We start from the raw sequence: 23,398 nt of genomic DNA on the forward strand, positions 1-23,398 counted from the left end.
TGCGCGCCAGATCTCACCAATCCGAAATATGGACATAAATCTGGCAAGTCGTACGGCTAGGTGTCCGGTTTATCGGATTTAAGCGCCACAAGCTTGGCGCTAATGGCAGGCATCTCCGAATACCCACGGCGTGGCACTTTCGGACGGTGTGGCCACTTGGCTACTTTTGAGCGCGTGGTGCGGTATCGACTGATCGCCGATGTGCTCCGGGAGCGGGTGCTCTCCGGTGCGTACGTCGTGGGGCAGGCGCTGCCCGGAGCCGATCAGCTGGCGCGGGAGTTCGGGGTCGGGCGGGACACCGCGCTCAAGGCTGTACGGCTGCTGCGCAACGAGGGAATCGCCGTGCTCGGACGGGACTGCGTCGTGCGGGCCGGGCCCATGCAGCGGCGCAACGGCGTCGGGCCGGTGCCGCCCGCGAACCTGGTCGAGGTCCCGCCCTGCGGAGTCGTGCGGGCGCGGATGCCCACGCCGCGGGAGCGGGCGGAGCTTGACCTGCCCGAAGGGGTGCCGGTGCTGGTCGTGAGGATCGGTGACGTCGAGGAGGTGCATCCCGCGGACGAGACCGGGCTGCGCTTCCGGCGCGATCAGACCGACAGGTAGTCGACCACGACCACCGTCACGTTGTCCCGGCCGCCGGCCAGGACCGCCCGCCGGACCAACTCCTCCGCGGCCGCCTGCGGCTCCTGACCCGCGGCCAGGACATCCGTGATCTCGGCGTCGGTGAGCTCCAGCGGCAGGCCGTCGGAGCAGACCAGGTAGCGCTCCCCCGGCTCGGCGGTGCGCACCCACAGGTCGGGGCGGGGGCCGGGATCGGTGCCCAGGGCGCGGGTGATCACGCCGCGGCGCATGGTCACGGACTCGGGGGCCACGTGGTCGACCGTGAGCTGGTCCAGGGCGGAGGCGGCGAAACGGTACACCCGCGAGTCGCCGACATTGAAAATGATCCAGCACTCGTCGCCGTCGACCCGGCCGAGGCAGAGTCCGGCGGCGGTGGTGCCCATGCCGCCCTGGGCCGGATCCGCGGCGGCCGCGGAAAGGATGTCGGCGTTGGCCTGGACGATCTCGTCGCGGATGTCCAGCGGGCCGGGGCCGGCCACGTCGTCGAGGCGCTTGAGGGCGGCGACCGCGAGGCGGCTGGCGACATCGCCGGCCGCGTGGCCGCCCATGCCGTCGGCCACGGCGAAGATGCAGGTGCCGACGACGGCGCTGTCCTCGTTGCGGCGGCGGATCTTGCCGACGTCGCTCGCCACGCCGGCCCGGATGTTCGCCATCAGCCCTCCACCGCCATCGCAGAAACACCGCCGGACAAGCAACAACCATGCCGGCGGCCAGGGGGACCGCCAGACACGCGACTACGCCGACAGCAACGAACCGCCATCAAGATCTCACCATTGTCAAGATCGCACCATCGGTGGAACGAACGGACACTGGGCTCCGAGAAGACTTCATCGGACACCCACCGGCTGCGCCAGCAGCGACAGCAGGCGGGCCACCACCGCCGCGCGGGCGAGCGGGCGGCCCGGGTCCGGGCGCTCCAGCGAGTCGGACATGAACCAGGCACCGGCCGCGCTGCGGGCCACCGCCACGCCCGACTCGTCCGCCGCGCCGGCCTGGGTGCGAATCAGCACGGTGGCGGCGCCGTCGCCCGAGGTGCACATGTCCAGGAACCGGATGACCGGGGCCGACAGCGGCTCGGCGGCGTCGATCAGTTCGACGGAGAAGAGGCCGAAGGAGCCCGGGTACACCGCGAGCCGCCCCGTCACGCCCGAGAACAGGTGCACGACCACCGGGCGCTCGTCGAGCCAGCCGGCCGCCTCGGTGCTCGTGTGCCGGGTCGCCAGGGCCGCGATCGCGCACTGGACGAACTCGCCGGGCACGACCCGGGCGCCGTCGATGCGGCACAGGTCGCGGGCCACGAGCGAGGCGACGCCGGAGGCGACCACGATGCCGGTGGAGACGCCGGGCTGAAAGTTGAGGCGGCGGCGTACGTCATCCACGTCCACGCCCCGCTCGGCCGCGCAGCGCAGGACGAACTCCAGCTCCGCGAACGTCAGCGTCACCGGGGCGCCGGTCGCGTCGCCGGTGTGCCGGTCCGCTCGATGGTCGGCCATGGCCGTCGCATGCTCCCTCAAACCGCTGAGATTACCGGTGGCCGCCGGAGCGGCGCGACCCGGTCACGCCCTTCGCGTTTCGCCTCGTACGGCGCCACGTCGGACGCGACGCCGATGCCGATCGTGACCACCCCGAAGTCGTACCGCACGCGTGGCTCCCGCAAACCCTCGACCGCAACCGTCCGCCGGGCGCGCGTGCCCGCCGCGTCGACGCCGACCTCGCCGGCCCCCGGCCGAACGGCCGCAGCATGGTTCACACGCCCCCGATCGGCCAGCCACGGCCGAAACTGAACAAAACGCCCAAACCGCTGCCCGGCTCAGCCTGCCAGGTCACGGGTCAGCCGCTCCAGGTCGGCCAGGCGGTCGGCGGGGCTCAGCCGGGCCGCGACCGTCACCAGGATCAGCTCGGTCACCGCGATCTCCAGCGTGATCGGGTCGATCGGCCCCGACGCCTCGCGCGGCAGGCGGACCAGCACGTCCGCGCGGCCGGCCAGCGGGGACTCCCAGGCGTCGGTGACGAGCGCGAGCCGGGCGCCGCGGGCGGTGGCGGCCGCGGCGAAGCGCGCGTTGGCGGTGGAGTAGCGGCGGAAGTCGTACGCGACCAGCAGGTCGCCCGGGCGCAGGTCGAGCAGGACCCGGGCGCGCTGCGGCGCCGGGCCGGGGACGTGGCGGACGCCGGGGCGCAGGCTCGCGAGCTGGCGCACCAGGTATTCGGCCGCCAACTCGCTCAGGCGTCCACCCAGCGCCCACACCGCGCCGGCCGTCGCCAGGCGCTCCGCGACCGTGTCCAGCAGCGCCTCGGGCACGGCGGCGAGGCAGCCGTCGAGCCCCGCTCGCAGGCTCCGGGCGGCCTCGGCCAGGCCGGCCGGCTCGGCGACGAAGGTGTGCAGGCGGGAGCGGCCCCCCGCGGTGGGGGCGGCCGCCGAGCGGGCGCCCGCACGGACCGCCTCCTGGAAGTCGGCGAAGCTCGCGAAGCCGATGCGGGCGACGAGCCGCGACGCCGTGGGCGCGCTGACGCCGGCGCGCTGGGCCAGCGCACGCAGCGAGCCGAGCGCGGCATACGGGTAGTCGTCCAGGATCGCGCGCGCGATCGCGCGCTCCCCCGGCGGCAGCTCGGCGTAGACGCCGCTCAGGCGCGCCTCGAGATCCATGAAACGAATGTTACGTCAAATGCCAGCAATCACAAATGGCGAAACGAGTGTTATGGTCCCAGGCATGGCTGCTCCCTGGCGTGGACTGCTCGACAGCGAATACCGGCCCCGGCTGCCGGTCACCCCGCAGACTCCCTCGGTGACCCTGCACGAGGGGAACACCCCGCTGCTGCGCTCGGCGCACCTCTGCGCGCGGACCGGCTGCGACGTCTGGCTCAAGGTCGAGGGCGCGAACCCGACCGGGTCGTTCAAGGACCGCGGCATGACCGTCGCGATCAGCCGCGCCACGCAGGCCGGCGTGCGCCTCGTCGTGTGCGCGTCGACCGGCAACACCAGCGCCTCCGCCGCCGCGTACGCGGCCCGCGGCGGGCTGGGCGCCGCCGTGCTCGTGCCCACGGGCGGCGTCGCGCGCGGCAAGCTCGGCCAGGCGGCCCGCTTCGGGGCGCGGATCGTCGAGGTCGCCGGCACCTTCGAGGACTGCCTGCGCGCCGCCCGGGAGCTCGCCGCGCACCACCCGGTCGCGCTGGTCAACTCGGTCGGCAACGAACTGCGGCTGGCCGGGCAGCGCACGGTCGCCTACGAGATCGTCGACGCCCTCGGCGCCGCGCCCGACGTGCACTGCCTGCCGGTCGGCAACGGCGGGAACATCACCGCCACCTGGCAGGGATACTGCCGATACGGCCGCGGCCGGCCGCGCATGTGGGGCTTCCAGGCCGCCGGCGCCGCGCCGCTGGTGCACGGCGCGCCGGTGGCCGAGCCGCGCACCGACGCGAGCGCGATCCGGGTCGGCTCGCCCGCCACCTGGGCGCCGGCGGTCGCGGCCCGCGACGAGTCCGGCGGCCTGATCGGGGCGGTCACGGATGCCGAGATCTTCGCGGCGTACCGCGACCTCGCCCGCCTCGACGGCGTCTACGCCGAGCCCGCGTCCGCGGCCGCCGTGGCGGGGCTGCTCGCCGAGCACCGCGCGGGCCGCCTCACGCCGGGCTCGACCGTGGCGATCACGCTCACCGGCAACGGCCTGAAGGACCCCGACGCCGCCCTGCGCGACGACTACGACCCGGCACCGTCCGGCCCCGCCACCGCCGAGGTGGCCCGCACGCTCGGGCTGACCGGCTGACCGGCTGACGCGGCGCGCCGCCAGGTGCCGGGCGAGGCCGCTGCCCGGCCTCGCGCTCGGCGGTCCGGCCGGGTCGTGCCGGGCGGGGCCGCTGCCCGGCCTCGCGCTCGGCGGTCCGGCCGGGTCGTGCCGTGCGACGCCTGACGGGTCACACCGGCCGGTAGGAGCATTGGCGTCCGGTGTGGACGGTCTCGCGCAGGTGCCGGCCCAGGTCCGCGTCGGCCTCCTCGATCCGGGCGATGGCGCGGCGGATCGCCTTGCCGACCGCGACCCGCGCCCGCTCGGCGTTGTCGACGAAGCGCCGGCTGCGCCCGCCGATGCCGACGCTGCCGGCGAGCTCCGCCAGCAGCGCGTCGCTCTCGCGCTGGGCCACCGCGGCGCGCCGGTCGTCGGAGGTGGACTCGATCTCCTCGCGCAGCTCGGCGACGCGGCTGCGGTACCGGCGCATCGCCTCGTGGTCGAGGACCGCCTGCGGCGAGCTGCGCGCCCCGGCCGCCTGGGCCAGACCGGTGACGCCCATCGCGAGCTCGACCGCGGGGATCTCGGTTGCGGCATTTGCCAGCAGTACCGCCAGATGCAGCATCCCCACGCTGTTCTCGACGACGACCGAGCGCTCGCCCCACTCGAGCCGCCAGTGCTGACGCTGCCGCACGCAGACGGCCCGGTCGGGCTGCGCCGGGCCGAGCCGCTCCAGGGCGCGGCGGGACTCCTCGGCGGCCGGCCAGTGCCCGAGCGCCCGGTTGTGCGCGATCGCCCGGGTCAGGTGCTGCACGGCCAGGTCCCGGCGGCCGGACGTGTGGGCGGCCACGCCGAGCGCGTGGTGCACCGAGCCGAAGCACGCGATGCCGAGGCTCACCATCGCCGGCCGCTCCGCGTGCGGCCGGAGCAGCTCGTAGGCCTCCGCCGCCAGGTCGGCGTCGCCGAGCAGCCGGGCCGCCTCGACGATGCCGTGCATGGTGACCAGCCAGCTGCCCGAGCGCGGCAGCTCCTTGAGCGCCGGGCCGCGCAGCCGGGCCAGGGCTCCGGCGGCGGTGCGCAGGTCGCCGGCCTCGGCCGCCGCGACGGCGTGCACGGCGAAGTACGCGTTGTCGACGACCGACAGCGTCGGCCAGTGCACGAGTTGCTCGAGCATCGGGCGCAGTTCCTGCAGGCGCCCCTGGTACCAGCGGATGGCGACCAGGTGCGCGCCGTACCAGCCGGTGGCGTCGGCGTCGCCGGCCCGTTCGCCGTGCTCGAACGCGCGCTTCGCGGCCGCCTCGGCCTCGGCGAAGCGCCCGGCCCGGATCTCGCGCATGACGTCGATGGCGTCCACGACGTATCCGACCGCGAGGTGCGGGGTGTCCGCCAGCATCCCGCGCAGCTCCGCCAAGCGCCGCTCGGCGTGCCGGTCGCCGTCCAGGAGCAGGTCCGACGTCCGCCACAGCAGGCCCATGAGCAGGTCGCCGCGGCGGTGCGTGCGGGAGCTCACGCCGAGCAGCTCGACGGCGATCTCCCGGCGCAGCACGCGCTGCTCGGGGCCCAGCACGCAGTGGTGCGCCAGGCTCAGCGCCTCGGCGTGCGCGACCGGGTCCCCGTGCCCGCGGGCCTCCTCCAGCGCGGCCAGGACGGCGTCGCTGGACCCGTCGCGGTAGTCGCGCTCGGCCGCCAGCCGGGCGCGCAGCCGCACCGCGAACGACCCGTCCGGGTCGACCAGCCCGAGCACCTGGACCAGCCGCTGCTCCAGCACGGCGGCCGACGCGCCGACGCGGTGCTCGTGCACCCACACGCCGGCGAAGCCCAGCGCCGCCTCGGCCATGGCGTTCACGTCCCCGGCGGCTTCGGCCCGCACGAACGCGGCGTCGAAGCACGCCCGGGCGGTCCGCAGATCCCCGTGGTCGTGCAGCGCGCGCAGCCCTGCGGCGATCGGCTCAATGTCAGTTGCGAAGTCAGCCTCGACGCACCCCTGCGCGCCGGAACCCGACGACATACGGTTCTCCAACCTCTGCCCGTAACCATCATGGTCGATCGCGGCGCCCCTGGCCGGGCCGCGACGGGTTCTCGACACATGCTCCGGCGATGCAACCGAACGCCGACATGGGCGTTGCCGCCGGTAGTCTGCTGCCGTGGACGTTGTGCTGCGGCCGATCACCGCCGCCGATCTCTGGCTGCTCGAACGACAGGCCGACGAGCCCGAGGCCGGCGGGCGGTTCAACTGGTCCGGCTACCGCGACATCGCCGCGCTGCGCCGCCGCTTCGACGAGGACCGGCTCATCAGCGCGGACAACGGGTGCCTGATCGTCGAGGCGCCGGACGGGATCGCCGGGACGGTGGCGTGGCGGCGGCTGACGTACGGCGCCCCGTCCTGGGCCTGCTGGAACATCGGTATCTCGCTGCTACCGGAGTTCCGCAGCCGGGGGCACGGCACCGAGGCGCAGCGGGCCCTGGTCGCGTACCTGTTCGACATCAGCCCGCTGGAGCGCATCGAGGCGTACACCGACGTGGAGAACTTCGCCGAGCAGCGCGCGCTGGCCAAGGCCGGGTTCACCCGGGAGGGCACGATCCGCTCGGCCCAGTTCCGCCAGGGCCGGTGGCGCGACCTGCACATCTACTCGCTGCTGCGCGCCGAGTCCGCGGAAGGCTCCCAGCCGCGCCCGTAGCCGGACTGGCCCTCGATCAGGCGGGACATGAGGGCGACCAGCGTCCGGACGTCCTCGTCGGGCCAGCCCGCGGTCAGCTCCGCCAGCACCTCGTCCTGCCAGGCGTGCGCCTGGCGCAGCAGTTCCTCACCCGGCGGCGTCACGGTGACCGTCGTCGCCGCGCCGACCCCGCGGGCCGACCGGCGCGCCAGCAGGCCGAGCCGCTCGGCCCGGCTCAGCAGCCGGCTCGCCCCCGACTGGTCCAGGCCCAGCTCATGGGCCACGTCGTTCACCGACGGCGGGGCGCCGAGGCGGGCGCTCAGCGCGCGGACCGCCTCCAGGGCCAGCACGTCGCGGCCGCGGTCCGGGTCCGCGCCGGTCCAGCGGCGCGACCAGTACCGCACGAACGCGAACAACGCCTGCCCGCCGCCAGACTCCATGAGCCCTCGAACCCCTTGTCATTACGTATGCAAAACGCATACGGTAGCCGTCATGCTGGAAGACGCGATCAACGCCTGGCACGACGCCGTCAATCGGCGCGACCTCGACGCCGCGCAGGCCGCCGTCACCGATCCCGTCGACGTGTCCGGGCCCCGCGGGGCCGGACCCATTCCCGCCGCCGACTTCGCCGGCTGGATCGTCCGGTCCGGGATCACGCTGCGGCCGGTGTCCTGGCACCCCGTGGGCCCCGACGCGATGGTGGTCGAGCAGGAGGCGAGCTGGGACGGGGGCGCCGCCGCCACGGTCGCCACGCTGTTCCGGGTCCGCAGCGGCCGGGTCGCGCTCGCGCACCGGTTCGGCTCCCTGCACGACGCCCTCGCCTCAGCGCGGTAGCTCGGCCAGCGCCCGGCCGGCTCATGACATGTCCCACCGGTCGAGGTCGCGCAGCCAGGCGTTGGCGTTGCCGTCCGACGGGGCGCGCCAGTCGCCGCGCGGGGAGAGCGAGCCGCCGGCCGAGACCTTCGGGCTGTTGGGCAGGGCCGAGCGCTTGAACTGGGCGAAGCCGAAGAAGCGGCGGCAGAACACCTCCAGCCAGTGCCGGATCGCCGGCAGGTCGTACGCCACCCGCTTCTCCTTCGGGAAGTTGACCGGCCACGCGCCGGCGTCCGGGTCGCGCCAGGCGTGCCAGGCCAGGAAGGCGATCTTCGACGGGCGCATGCCGTATCGCAGGACGTGGAAGAGCGTGAAATCCTGCAGCGCGTAGGGGCCGACCTTCGACTCCGAGGACTGCAGCTCCTCCCCCGGCACGAGCTCCGGGCTGATCTCCTGCTCGACGATGACGTCGAGGATCTTGGCGACCTCGTCGTCGAACTGCCCGCTGCCGCTGACCCACCGGATCAGGTGCTGGATCAGGGTCTTCGGCACGCCGCCGTTGACGTTGTAGTGGCTCATGTGGTCGCCGACGCCGTACGTCGACCAGCCCAGCGCCAGCTCCGAGAGGTCCCCGGTGCCCAGCACGATCCCGCCGCGGTGGTTGGCGATGCGGAACAGGTAGTCGTAGCGCAGGCCCGCCTGCACGTTCTCGAACGTCACGTCGTAGACGGGCTCGCCGGCCGCGAAGGGGTGGCCGAGTTCGGCGAGCATGAGGCGCGCGGTCGGGGTGATGTCGAGCTCGTGGACGCTGACGCCGAGGGCGCGCATCAGGGCGTGGGCGTTGTCCCGGGTCCCGCCGGAGGTCGCGAACCCCGGCATCGTGTACGCCAGGATGTCGGTGCGCGGGCGCCCGGCCCGGTCCATCGCCCGGGCCGCGACGATGAGCGCGTGGGTCGAGTCGAGGCCGCCGGACACGCCGATGACGACCTTGGGCTCGCCGATCGCCGCCAGGCGCTGCCGCAGGCCGGCGACCTGGATGTTGTACGCCTCGTAGCAGTCCAGCTCCAGCCGCGCCACGTCGGCGGGCACGAACGGGAAGCGCTCGATAACCCGTCGCAGCCCCAGGTCCCCCTCGGGCGGGGCGGCCGTGAACGCGATCCGCCGGAACCCGCCCGTGCGGGCCTCGTGCGTGCGCCGGTTGTCCTCGAAGGTGCCCATCCGCTGCCGCTCCTGGCGCAGCAGGTCGAGGTCGACGTCGGCGACCGAGCGCCGGTCGCCGTCGGGGAAGCGCTCGGTCTCGGCCAGCAGCACCCCGTTCTCGTAGATCATCGTCTGCCCGTCCCACGACAGGTCGGTCGTGGACTCCCCGGCGCCGGCGGCGGAGTAGACGTACGCGGCCAGGCACCGCGACGACGCCGAGCGACACAGCAGCTTGCGATCCTCCGCCCGGCCGACGGTGATCGGGCTGCCGGACAGGTTGGCCAGCACGGTCGCCCCGGCCAGGGCCGCCTCCGCGCTCGGCGGCACCGGCACCCACATGTCCTCGCAGACCTCGACGTGCAGCACGAACGCCGGCAGGTCCGCGGCCGCGAACAGCAGGTCGGTGCCGAACGGCACGTCGCTTCCCAGCACCCGGATGACCCCGCCGCGCTCGGCGTCGCCGGCGGTGAGCTGCCGGGCTTCGTAGAACTCACGGTAGTTGGGCAGGTACGATTTCGGGGCTACGCCGAGCACCCGTCCCCGGTGCACCACGACGGCACAGTTGTACACGCGCCCCCGATGCCGCAGCGGCGCCCCGACGACCAGCACGGGCAGCAGTTCCCGGGAGCCCTCGACCACCGCGGCGAGCCCGTCCTCGACCCCGTCGAGCACGGCGTCCTGCAGCAGGAGATCCTCGATGCTGTACCCGCTGAGCCCCAGCTCCGGGAAGACCGCCAGCACGACGCCCTCGTCCGAGCACGCTCGCGCCTGCCGCAGGATCTCGGCCGCGTTGGCGGGCGGGTCGGCGATGGAGGTCAGGCCGGTGCAGGCGGCCACCCGGGCAAAACCGTGCGCGTAGATCGACCGGAAGTTCACGCTTCCATCATGTCGAACCGGCCCCCCGGATTGTCAGCGACCGCCGTCACGGCCGGCCGGTTCAGGCCGCCGCTTCACCCGCGTGGCGCTGCAGGAACTCGTCGATCGCCCGCCGGATCAGCCCCGACCGGCCACCCTTGTCGTTGCCGGCCAGCGCGTCGAGCCGCTCAACGACGGCGGCCGGCAGCCGCACCCCGGTCACGATCATGGGAATCTCCGCCGGCGCCGGCCCGAGATCGGGCCCCCGGACGCCACCCCGCAGCACCTCAGAGATGTCGCCGCCCCCGTTGAAGTAAGCAATCAGCTCGTCCCGGCTCATCGTCCGGGGGTCCCGGTGCTCGCTCATCGAGTTCCCTCCAACCACAGCTTGATCTCGTGCGGGGTCGCCGGCCGGACGGCAAGAATCGCGTAGCCTCCCAGCGTATAACGCGTAAAACGCGAGCGCGACTCCGTCCGGTCAGGGCAGGCGGGTGAGCTGGACGGTGGCGGTGCGGCGGATCGCCGGGTCGGGATCGTGGTCGGCGTAGCGGCGCAGCAGGTCCGGCGCGACCGACGGGGCCACGTGGCGGACCGCCACCGCGACGCGCTCGCGGACCGAGCTCTGCGGGTCGTCGGCCAGCGCCAGCAGCAGCGGCGGCCAGTCCGGCCGGGTGGTGCCGGTGCTCGCCAGGCCGCTGGCCAGGGCGGCGCGGACCGGATGTTCGCGGTCGGCCGCCAGCGCGGCCAGGGCCGGGGCCACCCGCGGGTCGGTGCCGGCCGCCGCCGGCAGGGCCTTGGCGGCGCGCTCGCGGTGCTCCGGGTTGCCGGAGGCGGCCAGGGTGAGCAGGGTGTCGACCGCGTCCTCGCCGCCGGTGGTCCCGAGGGCGGCCAGGGCGTAGCGGCGCACGAACTCGTCCGGGTCGTCGAGCAGGCGGCGCAGGGCCGGGGTCGCGGCGGGGGTACGCAGGCGGCCCAGGGCGTACGCGATCCGGGCCCGCACCTGCGCGGAGGGGTCGCCGGCCGCCTCGGACAGCGGGGCGGCGGCATCGGGGCGGCGGATCGCGCCCAGGCGGGAGACGGCAGCCGTGCGGACGTCGGGGCTCGGGTCGCGCACCGCGCGTATCAGGACGGCGAAGGCGCGCTCGTCGCTGCCCGGGTCGTCGATGGCGTCGATCGCCTCGGCGCGGATCCGCGGGTCGGGGTCGAGCGCCGCCTCGGCCCAGATCGCGTTGTCGGCGGGGCCGGCGATGAAACCCAGGGCCCACAGGCCCGTGCGGCGCAGGGCCGCGTCCGGGGACGCCACCAACTCCAGGACGATCGGGCGGGCCGCGTCCGGGTCCTGTTCGAGCAGGCTCGCGATCTCGGTGGACAGGCCGTCCTGGTCGTCGCCGAGGTCGCGGGCCGACGCGCGCAGCAGCGCGGGGAGCGCCGCCGGGCCCTGGATGCCCGCGAGGACGGTCGCGACCAGGTCACGGCCGTAGAAGTTCTCCTCGGCGAGGAACGCTTCGAGGGCGGTGAGCAGCCGCGGTACGAGGGAAAGGTCCCCCGAGGCCGCGAGCGCCGCGGCGGCGGGGGCGATCTCCTCGTAGTCCCCCGCCGCCGCGGCGTGCTCGATGAGCCGGTCCAGATCCACGGATCAGGTGCCTACCGGTCCCCGCTCGATCGCGCAAGTGAGGTGGCCCGGGTACGGGCGAAGCGTGTCGGTCGGGTCGACCACGTTGCCGGCGGGGTCGATCGCCTTGCGGGAGATCGACAGGCAGGAGGTGCCGCTCGGGATCTGCTGGGAGAAGCGCTGGCCGGAGCGCAGGGCGAGCAGGCCGCCGTTGGTGCCGGGCAGCGGGGCGAAGTTCTCGTTGCCGGAGGTGTACCAGATGCGCAGCCCGTAGACCTGGCCCAGCGTGTCGTTGCAGAAGTTCAGCCAGGCCGGGCGGGGGTCGGCGAGACCCGCGCTGACCGGGGGGATGGTCAGCGAGGTCGCGCCCTCGCGCTCGATGTTGATCGGTCCGAACGAAGCGCCCATCTCGTCGTCATCCTCCGTGCCGCGGGCCTGTGCCGCGCCGATTGTCTGCCAGGGTTGTGTGCCGTCCGCCCGCGCGTCGCCGACGACGGAGAGGTGGCCGTGGGTGAAGTGCCGGTCGCCGTTTGCGGGGTTGTACGGCCGCCAGGTCCAGGCGTTGTAGCCGCGCACCCCGTAGCTGGAGAACATCTGCCCGTTGCTGATGCCGTACTTCACCCGTGCGTCGCGCGAGCGCCGGATGTCCTCGAGCACCTTGTGCGCGTCCAGCCCCAGGCCGGGCCGGTTGGGGAAGTCCGCCGCGGTGACGATCTGGTTGCCCCAGCCCGCGAAGTTGTGCGGCGTGTGGTCCGAGGTGGGGTCGTGGGCCGCGTCGCCGATCAGGCCCCACTCGTCGGTCCCGGTCCCCGGGGGTGCCGCGCGGGGCGCGCCGGCTCTCAACTGTTGGTGGAGGACCAGCAACGAGCGTGCGGCTCTCCATGCCATCGCTACCTCCCGTTGTGGGTATCGATCTCGAAGCTAGCCGCCCCCGGCGAGATCCACGACCTTGACCGCTCCACCGGTCAGGCATACAACTGCACCCACCTCGCTGATAGGGTTGCCGACGGCAATGCGGTCGGGCAGTTCCCGGTCAACCGAAATACGCGAGCCGATTGGTAGGCAGATGCGTTTCCGTGAGACAAGGATCGGCACCCCGGAAAGCGACGAATTCGACCATATGGAGCGGCCCCGGCGCCGAAAGCTCTGGGTCATCGTCCTGGCGGCCGCGGCCGTATTGATCGTCGTGGCCGGTGCCGGTGCCTTCACCTATCTCGGGCACGACACCCCCGCCACGAACAGCGACGCCGTCAACGCGGCCGGTTCCCCGGGCGTCACCGGCGAGTCCGGCGACGCGGGCGGCTCGGCCGGCCTCGGCGCCGGCGCGTCCGCCTCGGCCTCGACCGGCCCGTCGGCCTCGGCCCGCCCGAGCGCGACCGGCACGAAGGCCGGCAGCACCGGCTCGGGCCCGGGCGCCCCGCCGATCGCGGCCGCCGCCGGCAAGCGCTGGACGCTGGGCTACAGCGAGGAGTTCAACGGCACGTCGCTGGACAAGTCCAAGCTCAGCCCGTGCTTCGACTGGAACTCCGGCGACTGCACCTCGACGTTCAACGAGGGCCGCGAGCACTACCAGCCCAGCCAGGTCGTCGTCTCCGGCGGCACCGCCAAGCTGATCGCCGCGCCGCTGAGCCCGGCGTATCCGAGCAGCGCCTGCCAGAACGGCTCCTGCACCTACAAGGCCGGCCTGGTGTCGACCTCGCGCCCGAACGCGTCCGACGGCTCGAAGTACCTCTACTCGTTCACGTACGGTTACGTGGAATCGCGATTCAAGTTCCCGGTCGCCCGCGGATTCTTCACCGCGTTCTGGATGCTGCCGACGGATCCGACGTACAACTACAAGACCGAGATCGACATTCTCGAACAGCTCGGCAACGAGCCGTCAACGATGTTCATGACGTATCACTACAACAACCGCGACACGGCGTTTTCGGGCAACAAGGGCATGTACAACAACGGCAAATGCCCGGTGAAGGACTATTCGAAGGACTTCGTCCGGATGGGCCTGGACTGGCAGCCGGACCACATCGCCTGGTACATCGACGGCGTCGAGTGTGCCCGCTTCACCGACGCCGCCAACATCGCCAAGGACCCGATGCAGATCATCCTGCACCTGATGGTCGACAACAACTGGCAGCGCCGCTCCGGCGCCGGCCTGGCCGACCCGACCCTGACCCGCCAGCTCGAGGTCGACTACATCCGCGTCTACCAGCAGACCGCCGCGTAACCCGCCGCCGGCGCGGGGCACGGCGGGGGCGGTGCCGCAACGGGCATCTCCACCTCCTCCTTGCGGGCACTTAACCAATTCGACAACCAGCGTTACGCTTGCGCCACTTTCGGGACGGCCATCCCAGGGGAGAGCGCGCAATGTCGCTGCGTCGTCGTTTGTCGTCCGTCGTGGCCGCCGCCGTCGTGGTCGCTGGCGCCGCCGTGTGGATCGGCGCCGGTCATTCGACGGCGACGGCCGCGACGCTGCCGACCGGGTTCCAGGAGCAGATCGTCTTCAGCGGACTGACGCAGCCGACCAGCATCCAGTTCGCCGCGGACGGGCGGGTGTTCGTCGCGCAGAAGAACGGCGTCATCAAGGTGTACGACAGCCTGTCGGACCCCTCCCCCGCCGTTTTCGCCGATCTCTCCTCCCGCGTGCACGACTACTGGGACCGCGGGCTGCTCGGGTTCGCGCTCGCCCCGACGTTTCCGGCGGACCCGTCGGTCTACGTGCTGTACAGCTATGACGCCCCGCTGGGCGGCACGGCCCCCGTGTATCACGACGACTGCGCCGTCGACGGCGGCGGCACCGGCGGAAACTGCGTCATCAGCGGGCGGCTGTCCCGGCTGACCGCCGCCGGCGACGCGTGGACCGGCGTCGAGCAGCCGCTGATCAACGACTGGTGCCAGCAGTTCCCCAGCCACTCGCTCGGCGACCTGCACTTCGGCGCCGACGGGGCGCTCTACGTCTCCGGCGGCGACGGCGCCAGCTTCTACGGCACCGACTACGGCCAGTTCGGCACCCCGGTCAACCCGTGCGGCGACCCGGCGGACGAGGGCGGCGCGCTGCGCGCCCAGGACGTGCGCAGCACCGGCGACCCGGCCTCGTTCGACGGCGCGATCCTGCGCCTGGACCCGGCGACCGGGGCGGCGATGGCCGGCAACCCGCTCGGTGGATCGCCGGACCCCAACACGCGGCGGATCGTCGGATACGGCCTGCGCAACCCGTTCCGGTTCACGCTTCGCCCCGGCACCAACGAGGTCTGGGCCGGCGACGTCGGCTGGGACACGTGGGAGGAGATCAACCGGATCGCCAACCCGACCGCCGCGCCGGCGAACTTCGGCTGGCCCTGCTACGAGGGCAGCGCGGCCCAGCCGGCGTACTCCAGCGCCGCACTGCCGATGTGCCAGAGCCTGTACAGCGGCGGCGGGCACACACCGCCGTACTTCACCTACAACCACGTCAACAAGATCGTGCCCGGCGAGTCCTGCCCGACGGGCGGCTCCTCGGTCACCGGGCTCGCCTTCTACCCGGGCTCCGGCGGCTCCTACCCGGCCTCCTACAACGGCGCACTGTTCTTCGCCGACTACGCCCGCGGCTGCATCTGGGCGATGTTCAAGGGCAGCAACGGCCTGCCCGACCCGGCCCAGATCCAGACCTTCACCGCCGGCGCGGCCACTCCGGTGTACCTCACCGTCGGCCCGGGCAACGACCTCTACTACGTCGACCTGGGCGGCGGCACCGTCCGGCGGATCCGGTACTTCCCGACGAACCGCCCGCCGATAGCCTCGTTCGCGGCCAACCCGACCGGCGGCACGACGCCGCTGACGGTCAGCTTCGACGCCTCGAGCTCGACCGACCAGGACGTCGCCGACCAGAACCAGCTGACGTACCAGTGGGACTTCGACGGCAACGGCACGTTCGACGCGACGGGCGTGACCGCGACCCACACGTACGGCAGCGACGGAAGCTACACCGCCCTGCTCAAGGTCACCGACCCGCTCGGTGCGAGCGGCACCGCGACCACGACGATCACCGCCGGCAACGCGTCCCCGACCGCCACGATCGACACCCCGGCCTCGTCCCTGACGTGGGCGGTCGGCAATACGATCACGTTCTCCGGCCACGCGAGCGACCCGCAGCAGGGCACCCTGCCGCCCTCGGCGCTGAAGTGGGAGGTCCTGCTCCAGCACTGCACGGCCCCGGACAACTGCCACACCCACTACCTGCAGACCTTCAACGGCGTGGCGAGCGGCTCGTTCCCGGCCCCCGACCACGAGTACCCGTCCTACCTGCGCCTGCGCCTGACCGCCACGGACGCCGGCGGCCTGACCAGCGTCGCCACGGTCGACCTGCAGCCCAAGACGGTGGACCTGTCCTTCGCCACGAAGCCGTCCGGCCTGCAGCTGGCGGTGGGCTCGACGGGCCAGGCGACCCCGTTCACCCGCCGGGTCATCGTCGGCTCGACGAACACGATCAGCGCCCCGGCCCCGCAGACGGCCCCGGCCATGACGTACAACTTCGGCGGCTGGTCCGACGGCGGCGCCCAGACCCACACGATCACCGCCCCGGCCGCGCCGGCCACCTACACGGCGACCTACGCGGCCGTGGCCCCGATCGAGTTCCGCGCCGGCGTCAACGGAAGCTTCGTGACGGCGGCCAACGGCGGCAACAACCCGCTGATCGCCAACCGCGCGGTGGTCGGCCAATGGGAGCAGTTCGACCCGGTGGACGCGGGCGGCGGCTTCGTGGCGCTGCGGGCCAAGGCCAACGGGCTGTACGTCACCGCCGACAACGCCGGCGCGTCCCCGCTGATCGCCAACCGCACGAGCATCGGCGACTGGGAGAAGTTCCAGATCGTCACCAACCCGGACGGCACGGTGAGCCTGAAGGCCAACGCCAACGGCCGATACGTCACCGCCGACAACGCCGGCGCGTCCCCGCTGATCGCCAACCGCACGAGCATCGGCGACTGGGAGAAGTTCACGACGCCGAAGGCCCCGAGGACGGTGAGCATCACCGCGTACATCAACAACGGCCTGGTCTCGGCGGCCAACGGCGGCAAGTCGGCGCTGATCGCCAACCGCAGCACGGTCGGCACCTGGGAGCAGTTCGACCTGCTGGACCTGGGCAACGGCTACGCGGCCCTGCTGTCGAAGGCGAACGGCCTGTACGTGACCGCGGAGAAGGGCGGCACGTCCCCGCTGATCGCCAACCGCGCGACGATCGGCGACTGGGAGCAGTTCCAGGTCGTGAACAACCCGGACGGCACGGTAAGCCTGAAGGCCAACGCCAACGCCCTGTACGTGACGGCCGACAACGCCGGGGCGTCCCCGCTGATCGCCAACCGCACCGCCGTCGGCCCCTGGGAGAAGTTCACCATCACCCCCCTCTGACGGCGGTTGCTGCCGTACAGGACAGGAACGGACCTGTACGGCAGCTAGCGTCGGTGGCGCATTTCCGCACGCAGAGGAGCCACCCGACATGTCTGTCAAGGCGATCCCCGAGGGCTACACGACCGTCACGCCGTGGATCATCTCCCGCGACACGGCCGCGGTCATCGACTACATCCGAAGGGCGTTCGACGCCGAGGAACTGGGCCGGGTGATCGACGCCCGCGGGGTGATCGGGCACGCGGAGGTCCGCATCGGCGACGCGATCGTGATGCTCTTCGACGGCGACCCGAGCTGGCCGGCGACACCCGCGTTCCTCCGCCTGTACGTCCAGGACGCCCACGCCGTGCACCGCCAGGCGGTCGAGGCGGGCGGCGTCTGCATCTCGGAGGTCACCCATCTGGCCTTCGGCGACCTGGTCGGGCGGGTCCGCGACCCGTTCGGCAACGTATGGTGGATCCAGACCCGCATCGAGGACGTGACGCCCGAGGAGATGGAGCGACGCTGCACCGACCCGGAGTTCACCGCGGCGATGGAGTACATGCAGCGCCCCGAAACGGAGATCTTCCCCCGGACCTGAACCTCGACCGCGGCCCGCAACCCCGGCCCGGCCCGTACTCAATCTGAGAAACCCGGGCCTGGCTGACCCCGAGCGAGTGCGGCGGCTCCGGCTCGTTGGCGTTGGCCGGGCGAGTGGTCAGTTGGCCGGGGTGTCCCGCCACGGCTGGCGACGCCAGTAGGTCACCGAGCGGAGGAGCCACTCCAGCGGGCCGAACCGGAAGCGGCGTAGCCACCACCGGCTCAGCACGACCTGGACGGCGAAGATACCGACCGCGACGCCGGCGGTGGCGAGGCTTCCCAGGGTGCCGATCAGGCCGAGGCCGTAGCCGGTGAACAGCATGGCGCACAGGAGCGACTGTCCGATGTAGTTGGACAGAGCCATCCGTCCGGCTGGTGCGAGCAGGTCCGCCAAGCGGCGCCCGGGTCGGGTCCGCGCGGCGAGCAGCAGGGCGGCCGCGTAGGCGGCGGTGAGGGCCGGTGCGGTCAGCACGCTGGCACCACGGGCCGCGACGGACAGCGGATTCGCCTCGGCGATCGGGAACGCGGTGGACAGTGCGGCACCGGGCAGTCCGATCGCCAACCCGATCATGACCACCCGCCAGAGGCTGCGCGCCGCGATGTCAGCCCGGTCCAGCAGCCCGTACGCGCCGGCGGCCATGCCGCCGAGGAACAGCACCACGTAGTTCGGCAGGAGCAACCCCAGCGTCAACGGGACGAAGCCGGCGAAGTCGCTCAGCCGCCGGCCGACGATGTCGGTGAACGACCCCTGGTACGCGGCCATCGCCGCCGCGGAGGCCCCTGCGTCGTCGCCGGACGCCGAATCGCCGGCGCCTCCGGCCAACGCCCAGCCGAGCGCGAGAATCAGGTGCAGGGCGGCGAGGCCGACCAGCGACCAGATGGCGGCGCGGGCCGCCGTACGGGCGGAGAGCCGGCGTAGGGCGAGCAGCACCACTCCGGCGATGGCGTAGCTGGCGAGCACGTCGCCGTAGAACAGGAACACCGCGTGGGCCAGCCCGAGGACGAACAGGAACGCCAACCTGCGCCGCATCCGGGCGACGTGCTCGGTACCGGCCCGCCGTATCTGGATGGCCAGGCCGTATCCGAACAGCAGCGCGAACAGCGCGTAGAACTTGTCCGAGAAGGCGAACGTGAGGACGTCCTTGACGACGCCCGCCGCGTGGTCCTCCGGCGGCGGTTCGCCTTGGAAGACCGTGATGTTCACGATCAGAATGCCCAGCAGGGCGAAGCCCCGCAGAACGTCCAGGGCAGCGATGCGTTCCGATCCGGATGCCGGTCCGGCCGTGAGCGGCCGCCGGATCGCCGTCGTTTGAGGATTGTCCATGCCGGCAGCATCGGCTGGACGGCCCAGCCGAGACATCCGGCAACCTGCGCCCTCGGCGTCGGCGGATCGGGGCCGACTTGCGGCATTCACGTACAACTTTCTGCTGATGCCGGCCATCAGGGCCGCGACTACCATGGCGGGCCATGAGTCGGTGGTTCCGGTTCCGGGCGGACCAAGGCCGTCCCGTGGACGCCGTGCTGGCGCTCGCCATCGGCGGATCGACGGCACTCGGCGACGGCGGGGCCGGCCGCGCATTCGGCCCGCACGAGATCGCCTACTTCGGCTGGCAGCCGCCGCTGTGGTTCGCGATCCCGCTCGGCGTCCTGGTCGGGACGGCCGTCTGGTGGCGGCGGCGCTGGCCGGCGCTCGTCGTGCTGCTCGGTGTGGTCGCCTGGGTGAGCGTGGCGGCGTTCGTCGCCGTGCTGTTCGCGCAGTACAACCTCGCGGAGCGCACCCGGTCGTGGCGGCCGGTCGCGGTGAGCACTGTGCTCACCGCGATCGTGGTGGGAGTACCCATCTGGGGCGCGGGCGGAGCCGACGCGGCCGGGCCGCTGAGCGCGGGAATCTGCGCCGGTCCTGCCCTCCTCGGCCTGTACATCGGCACCCGGCGCGAGCTGATCGCCCGGGTGCGGGAGCGCGCCGAGCGGGTGGAGCGCGAGCAGAACCAGCGGATCCTCCAGGCCCGTAGTGAGGAACGTGCCCAGATCGCCCGGGACATGCACGATGTCGTTACCCACCGGGTGTCGCTGATCGTCCTGCACGCCACCGCACTGGAAGCGACCCAGGGTCAGGATGCCGTCGCCATCGGCCGGCGGGTCGGCACGATCGGACGCGAAGCTCTGGAGGAGCTGCGGTCACTGGTGAACGTTCTCCGCACGGACGAGGCCGCGCCTGTGGCGCCGCACCCCGGGCTCGCCGACCTGGCCGACCTGGTCGCCGCGTCCCGCCGGATCGGCCTGCCGGTCACCTTCGACCTGACCGACGAGTCCGGGACCCGGCCGCCCGCGCTCATCGACCACGCGCTCTACCGCGTCGCACAGGAGGCGCTGACCAACGTGCACAAGCACGCCGCCGGTGCGCGGACCCACGTCCGCGTCACCCACACTCCAGAAACGTTATGTCTGGTGGTGAGCAACGACCGTGGCCGGGGTCCGGCCGGGACCGGCCTGCCCGGCGGCGGACACGGCCTGCTCGGTATCGCGGAGCGGGTGCGGCTCGTCGGTGGCCGGCTGACCGCGGGGCCCTCGCCGCACGGCGGCTTCGAGATCACCGCCACGGTACCGCTGACGCCAAGGCCGGATTCCGAGAACCTTCGATGAGCGAACCGATCCGGGTGCTCGTCGTCGACGACGAATGGATGGTTCGGGCGATGTTGCGCACCATCGTGCAGACCGCGCCGGACATCGTCGTGGTCGGCGAGGCGGCCGACGGCAACGAGGCCGTCGAACAAGCGCGGCGCCACCGTCCGGACGTCGTACTGATGGACATCCGTATGCCCCGCGCCGACGGCCTCACCGCCACCGAGCGGCTCACCCATCTCACCCCGCCGCCGCACGTCGTGGTTCTCACGACGTTCGACCTCGACGAGTACGTGCACACCGCGCTGCGGCACGGCGCTGTCGGCTTCCTGCTCAAGGATGCCTCGGCCGAGGAAATGCTGACCGCGGTCCGCAGCGCGGCGCGCGGCGACGCCATGCTCTCCCCCAAGGTGACCGGGAGACTCCTGCGCCGGTTCATCACCGTCGACGCAGGACGCTCCGAGGCCAGTCAGCGCCTCACCGTCTTGACGATCAAAGAACAGGAGGTGCTCGTCGCCGTGGGGAAAGGGTTGTCGAACACCGACATCGCGGCGAGCCTCCACATGAGTGAGGCGACGGCCAAGACCCACGTCAGCCGCATCCTGACCAAGCTCGGCCTCACCAACCGGGTCCAGGCCGCCATCCTCGCCCACCAGGCTGGGCTGCTCGACTCCTGACGGCGGCGGGCCCAGCCGCAGGTCATGTAGGCGGCAGCCGTGGAGCCGGTCGGCCATAGGTCGCCCTGAGCCGAGACTGGTTGGGTAGGCTGCCGCAGTGCCCGTATCCCGTAAGCGGAAGAAGAAGTCCCAGTCCGGTCGCCGGCCGCCGCGTCCGCCGATGTCATCGACGCCGAGCGTGTCCCCACGGGTCAGCGCCTTCGATGAGCTGCTCGAGCACCGGCGCGAGCTGGCCGAGCATCGCACCGCGCTGGCCGGGAACACCGCCGGGGCGATGATCGACGCACTGATCGCTGCTGCCCCGGGGTGGTCCGACGACGACCTCGAGGACGAGTTCTGCGCCCGCTATGGCGCGGCGATGGTCCAGTTCAAGGGCGGCGCGGTGGAGGATCTGGTCAACCCGGACAACCTTGCCACCGCCTTACTGGCGGCGATCGACGAGCGGTTGCACCAGGCCGAGGAGGCCGGTGCCGACGTCGTGATGCTCCAGCGGCTGTTGACGGTTGTCGCCGGGGTGCTGCCGTTCCCGCTGAGCGAGTCCGCACAGGGTATGGTCGCCGAACATGTCAGCGCCCGCGCAGCACGGGAGATCGGGCGCGGCCGCACCGTGACCGGTCCGGTGTTGTGGGCACGCGACGCCTATGGCAGCCGTTGGGCCGTGGTCGCGCCGTTCGCGGCGGCGGGCGGCCCGGACCGGTGGTACCTGTGGGACGTGGACACCTGCGGGTATGAGGTCGTCACGACGCACAGCGGCTTCCACCCGTCGGCCGAGTCCGCGATGGCCGCCTGGCAGGGAGCGGTCGGCCCCAGCGCGGCCGGCGCGGCCCTGACCACAGCGGACGATGCGGAAACCCTCGGCGGCCTGCTGTGTGGCGAGGTCGAGGGGATCCGGCTCGGCGGAGAAGACCAGCAGCAGTATGCCGAGTACCTGCGCAGCCGGCGGCTCGGCCGGGCCGTCCGCGACGCGGTCCGCCGGGGGCGTGGGCGGACTCTTGTACCGCTGAGCGCTGACGACGCGAGCAGACAGTTCGGCCAGCGGCTACGGCAGCTCGGCTACCCCGACGTGCCAGCGGGCGACGGGTCGGACGACGGCCCGGCCGGGGCCGAGGAGCTGGCCACGGAGTTGGCCGGCTCCTGGTCCCCACACGATGACGCAACGCTGTATCCGTTCTGCTCGCCGCACAAGGTCGCAGTGGCTGTGCTGCACCTGCGAGACTTCTACATGGAAAACTTCGCCGCCGAACTCGTCGCAGTGCTACCGGAATGGATCCGCTTCCTTGCCGAGCACACCGGCATGCCGGCGGAGCTGACCGACCGCTGCCTCGCCTACGCCTCGGGCGATCTTCAGTTCCCCGGGATCCTCGACGAGCAAGGACGACTGAACACCATGGCACGAGTCGCCGAGTAAGGATCAGAACTAAGAAGACACTGGCCCAGCCCGCGATCGGAAGGTCACCCGGCATGCCGCGCTCGGCCGGCCCTACACTCGCTTCGTGGATTCGACTGACTCCTTGGTGGAACGCAGCGGCAGCCTGAAACGCCAGCTGTTGGAGTTCGCCCGGGAGCCGCGCTTCGACAAGCAGTTCCGTCAGGAGATCCGCAAGCGCTTCGGCAAGGTCGTCGTCCTCGAACGTGAGGAAGACCTGCACGCCTTCTACGACTGGTTCCTCCAGGAATTCCGGCTGCACGACGGACGCACCCTCATCGACTGCTACCTGGATACCCAGCGGAGCCTGCCTGATGACGAGCGCACCTTTCTGCTCGGCTGGCGCAACGTGCGCGAGGGGTTGTTCGAGGTGACCGGACGCGATGGCGCCGCGCTGCTCGCCGAGAACCTGATCGACGAGATGTCGTACCGAATCCGGGCCAACGTCGGGCCCCAGGCGTTCGACCAGATGCCGGCCGGGTCGTTCATCTCGACGCGGATCGTGCCAGTCAATGACGAGTGGCTCATCAGCGGTCCGGTGCGGACATTTCCCGCGATCGCCCGCGACGACGTCCTGCACGTCGCTGCGCAGGTCGCCGCGTCCTCCCCCGACCTGGTCTTCCACAACCCGGACAAGGTCGCGGCCGGCTGGCGGCAGCAACGCGACCAGTACGCCGGATTCGTGCGGCACTTCGGCAAGGATGAGGTCACCGTGTCCGTCGAGGAGCTGCCGACGGTCATGGCAAATTTCTGGAAAACGTATACCGGCGGTGTCAGCACGGGCCCTGACACGGACACGGATTGGCTGCGCGTCTCCGCCGAGACGGTCGGGATCATCTACGACGAGACCGCGGGACTGGGCATGTACGCCGACTACGCGTTGGCCCAGGAGGCGTTCGACAATCCCGACCTCATGCGCGAGCGGCGCTACAAGGAAACGATCAAGTCCTACCTCGACGACGACAGCGTGGACCCGATCCCGCTCCAACGGCTCGCCGCCCGTCACCCCGGCACCGTGGACCGGGTCTTCCGGGCGGCCCTCGGCAAACCCGCATTCCGCTGGGAGACCGACGGCGAGCGGCTGCTCCGGGAGCGCAAGAGCTCGTGGTACGCGCGCCCTCCGCTTCCTCGGGTCACCGTGCTCAGCGACCGCCTCGCCGCCGTGCTCCGCCGGGAAAGCTGACCGATAGTCTTCACCGACCCCGCACAGCCCGCGGGCTACTGCGCAGCTGCCGCCGCTG

The 23,398-nt window shown here is 72.2% G+C and carries 21 protein-coding genes; 11 read left to right on the forward strand and 10 right to left on the reverse strand.

Features of this window, described 5'->3' with window-relative positions; translation table 11 throughout:
• Positions 1–174: 174 nt before the first annotated feature.
• Positions 175–600 carry a GntR family transcriptional regulator gene (locus ACQPY0_RS47190; protein WP_432976454.1) on the forward strand — a complete coding sequence of 142 codons (426 nt, stop codon included), beginning with the start codon at positions 175–177 and terminating at the stop codon, positions 598–600.
• Here ACQPY0_RS47190 and ACQPY0_RS47195 read toward each other — a convergent pair.
• From ACQPY0_RS47195 to ACQPY0_RS47205, 3 genes are all read right to left on the reverse strand, one after another.
• Positions 585–1,271, reverse strand: coding sequence for a PP2C family protein-serine/threonine phosphatase (locus ACQPY0_RS47195; RefSeq protein ID WP_432976457.1), 687 nt, complete (start codon positions 1,269–1,271; stop codon positions 585–587). The two genes, ACQPY0_RS47190 and ACQPY0_RS47195, sit on opposite strands and share 16 nt — an antisense overlap.
• A 174-nt stretch (positions 1,272–1,445) precedes the next feature.
• Positions 1,446–2,111 (reverse strand): hypothetical protein, encoded by a 666-nt coding sequence (locus ACQPY0_RS47200; RefSeq protein ID WP_432976460.1) that lies wholly within the window; start codon positions 2,109–2,111, stop codon positions 1,446–1,448.
• Between the two features lie 317 nt (positions 2,112–2,428).
• Complete coding sequence (locus ACQPY0_RS47205) at positions 2,429–3,262, reverse strand: MurR/RpiR family transcriptional regulator (protein WP_432976463.1); 834 nt, start codon at positions 3,260–3,262, stop codon at positions 2,429–2,431.
• A 64-nt stretch (positions 3,263–3,326) separates the two neighbouring features.
• On the opposite strand from ACQPY0_RS47205, the gene thrC reads away from it, so the two are divergent.
• Positions 3,327–4,379: a threonine synthase gene (gene thrC, locus ACQPY0_RS47210; RefSeq protein WP_432976466.1), complete on the forward strand. Its 1,053-nt coding sequence runs from the start codon at positions 3,327–3,329 to the stop codon at positions 4,377–4,379.
• A gap of 148 nt (positions 4,380–4,527) precedes the next feature.
• Here thrC and ACQPY0_RS47215 read toward each other — a convergent pair whose 3' ends face one another.
• Positions 4,528–6,345, reverse strand: a complete 1,818-nt coding sequence (locus tag ACQPY0_RS47215; protein WP_432976469.1) for a hypothetical protein — start codon at positions 6,343–6,345, stop codon at positions 4,528–4,530.
• A gap of 136 nt (positions 6,346–6,481) precedes the next feature.
• On the opposite strand from ACQPY0_RS47215, the gene ACQPY0_RS47220 reads away from it, so the two are divergent.
• Positions 6,482–7,015: a GNAT family N-acetyltransferase gene (locus tag ACQPY0_RS47220; protein WP_432976472.1), complete on the forward strand. Its 534-nt coding sequence runs from the start codon at positions 6,482–6,484 to the stop codon at positions 7,013–7,015.
• Here the strand turns inward: ACQPY0_RS47220 and ACQPY0_RS47225 are convergent.
• Positions 6,964–7,434, reverse strand: a complete 471-nt coding sequence (locus ACQPY0_RS47225) for a MarR family winged helix-turn-helix transcriptional regulator (protein ID WP_432976475.1) — start codon at positions 7,432–7,434, stop codon at positions 6,964–6,966. The genes ACQPY0_RS47220 and ACQPY0_RS47225 overlap by 52 nt on opposite strands.
• Before the next feature lie 52 nt (positions 7,435–7,486).
• Between ACQPY0_RS47225 and ACQPY0_RS47230 the strand changes: the two genes are divergently transcribed.
• Entirely contained in the window at positions 7,487–7,828 is a 342-nt protein-coding gene (locus ACQPY0_RS47230; protein ID WP_432976478.1) for a hypothetical protein, read from the forward strand.
• A gap of 21 nt (positions 7,829–7,849) precedes the next feature.
• Here ACQPY0_RS47230 and ACQPY0_RS47235 read toward each other — a convergent pair whose 3' ends face one another.
• The 4 genes from ACQPY0_RS47235 to ACQPY0_RS47250 form a co-directional block, all read right to left on the reverse strand.
• Entirely contained in the window at positions 7,850–9,883 is a 2,034-nt protein-coding gene (locus ACQPY0_RS47235; protein ID WP_432976481.1) for an NAD(+) synthase, read from the reverse strand.
• 61 nt (positions 9,884–9,944) lie between these two features.
• Positions 9,945–10,202 carry a ribbon-helix-helix protein, CopG family gene (locus tag ACQPY0_RS47240; RefSeq protein ID WP_432976484.1) on the reverse strand — a complete coding sequence of 86 codons (258 nt, stop codon included), beginning with the start codon at positions 10,200–10,202 and terminating at the stop codon, positions 9,945–9,947.
• Positions 10,203–10,340: 138 nt separating this feature from the next.
• Positions 10,341–11,495, reverse strand: coding sequence for a HEAT repeat domain-containing protein (locus tag ACQPY0_RS47245; RefSeq protein WP_432976487.1), 1,155 nt, complete (start codon positions 11,493–11,495; stop codon positions 10,341–10,343).
• Positions 11,496–11,498: 3 nt separating this feature from the next.
• Positions 11,499–12,362 carry a hypothetical protein gene (locus ACQPY0_RS47250; protein WP_432976490.1) on the reverse strand — a complete coding sequence of 288 codons (864 nt, stop codon included), beginning with the start codon at positions 12,360–12,362 and terminating at the stop codon, positions 11,499–11,501.
• A 178-nt stretch (positions 12,363–12,540) separates the two neighbouring features.
• Here ACQPY0_RS47250 and ACQPY0_RS47255 point away from each other — a divergent pair, with 178 nt between their 5' ends.
• The 3 genes from ACQPY0_RS47255 to ACQPY0_RS47265 all read left to right on the forward strand — a co-directional run bounded on the left by ACQPY0_RS47255 (position 12,541) and on the right by ACQPY0_RS47265 (position 17,433).
• Positions 12,541–13,698 (forward strand): glycoside hydrolase family 16 protein, encoded by a 1,158-nt coding sequence (locus ACQPY0_RS47255; RefSeq protein WP_432976493.1) that lies wholly within the window; start codon positions 12,541–12,543, stop codon positions 13,696–13,698.
• A gap of 140 nt (positions 13,699–13,838) precedes the next feature.
• Positions 13,839–16,856, forward strand: a complete 3,018-nt coding sequence (locus ACQPY0_RS47260) for a PQQ-dependent sugar dehydrogenase (RefSeq protein ID WP_432976496.1) — start codon at positions 13,839–13,841, stop codon at positions 16,854–16,856.
• A gap of 88 nt (positions 16,857–16,944) precedes the next feature.
• Positions 16,945–17,433, forward strand: coding sequence for a VOC family protein (locus ACQPY0_RS47265; RefSeq protein ID WP_432976499.1), 489 nt, complete (start codon positions 16,945–16,947; stop codon positions 17,431–17,433).
• Between the two features lie 117 nt (positions 17,434–17,550).
• Here ACQPY0_RS47265 and ACQPY0_RS47270 read toward each other — a convergent pair whose 3' ends face one another.
• A complete protein-coding gene (locus tag ACQPY0_RS47270) occupies positions 17,551–18,756 on the reverse strand; it encodes a DUF418 domain-containing protein (protein ID WP_432976502.1) in 1,206 nt (401 codons plus the stop codon).
• 185 nt (positions 18,757–18,941) lie between these two features.
• On the opposite strand from ACQPY0_RS47270, the gene ACQPY0_RS47275 reads away from it, so the two are divergent.
• From ACQPY0_RS47275 to ACQPY0_RS47290, 4 genes are all read left to right on the forward strand, one after another.
• Entirely contained in the window at positions 18,942–20,075 is a 1,134-nt protein-coding gene (locus ACQPY0_RS47275; RefSeq protein ID WP_432976505.1) for a sensor histidine kinase, read from the forward strand.
• Complete coding sequence (locus ACQPY0_RS47280) at positions 20,072–20,731, forward strand: response regulator (RefSeq protein ID WP_432976508.1); 660 nt, start codon at positions 20,072–20,074, stop codon at positions 20,729–20,731. The genes ACQPY0_RS47275 and ACQPY0_RS47280 overlap by 4 nt, the downstream gene beginning before the upstream one ends.
• Positions 20,732–20,909: 178 nt before the next feature.
• On the forward strand, positions 20,910–22,139 hold the full coding sequence (locus ACQPY0_RS47285; protein WP_432976511.1) for a hypothetical protein: 1,230 nt from the start codon (positions 20,910–20,912) through the stop codon (positions 22,137–22,139).
• 85 nt (positions 22,140–22,224) lie between these two features.
• Positions 22,225–23,340, forward strand: a complete 1,116-nt coding sequence (locus ACQPY0_RS47290; protein ID WP_432976514.1) for a hypothetical protein — start codon at positions 22,225–22,227, stop codon at positions 23,338–23,340.
• Positions 23,341–23,398: the final 58 nt, after the last annotated feature.

It is taken from the genome of Dactylosporangium sp. CA-233914 (genome assembly GCF_050942935.1).
Lineage (GTDB): Bacteria > Actinomycetota > Actinomycetes > Mycobacteriales > Micromonosporaceae > Dactylosporangium.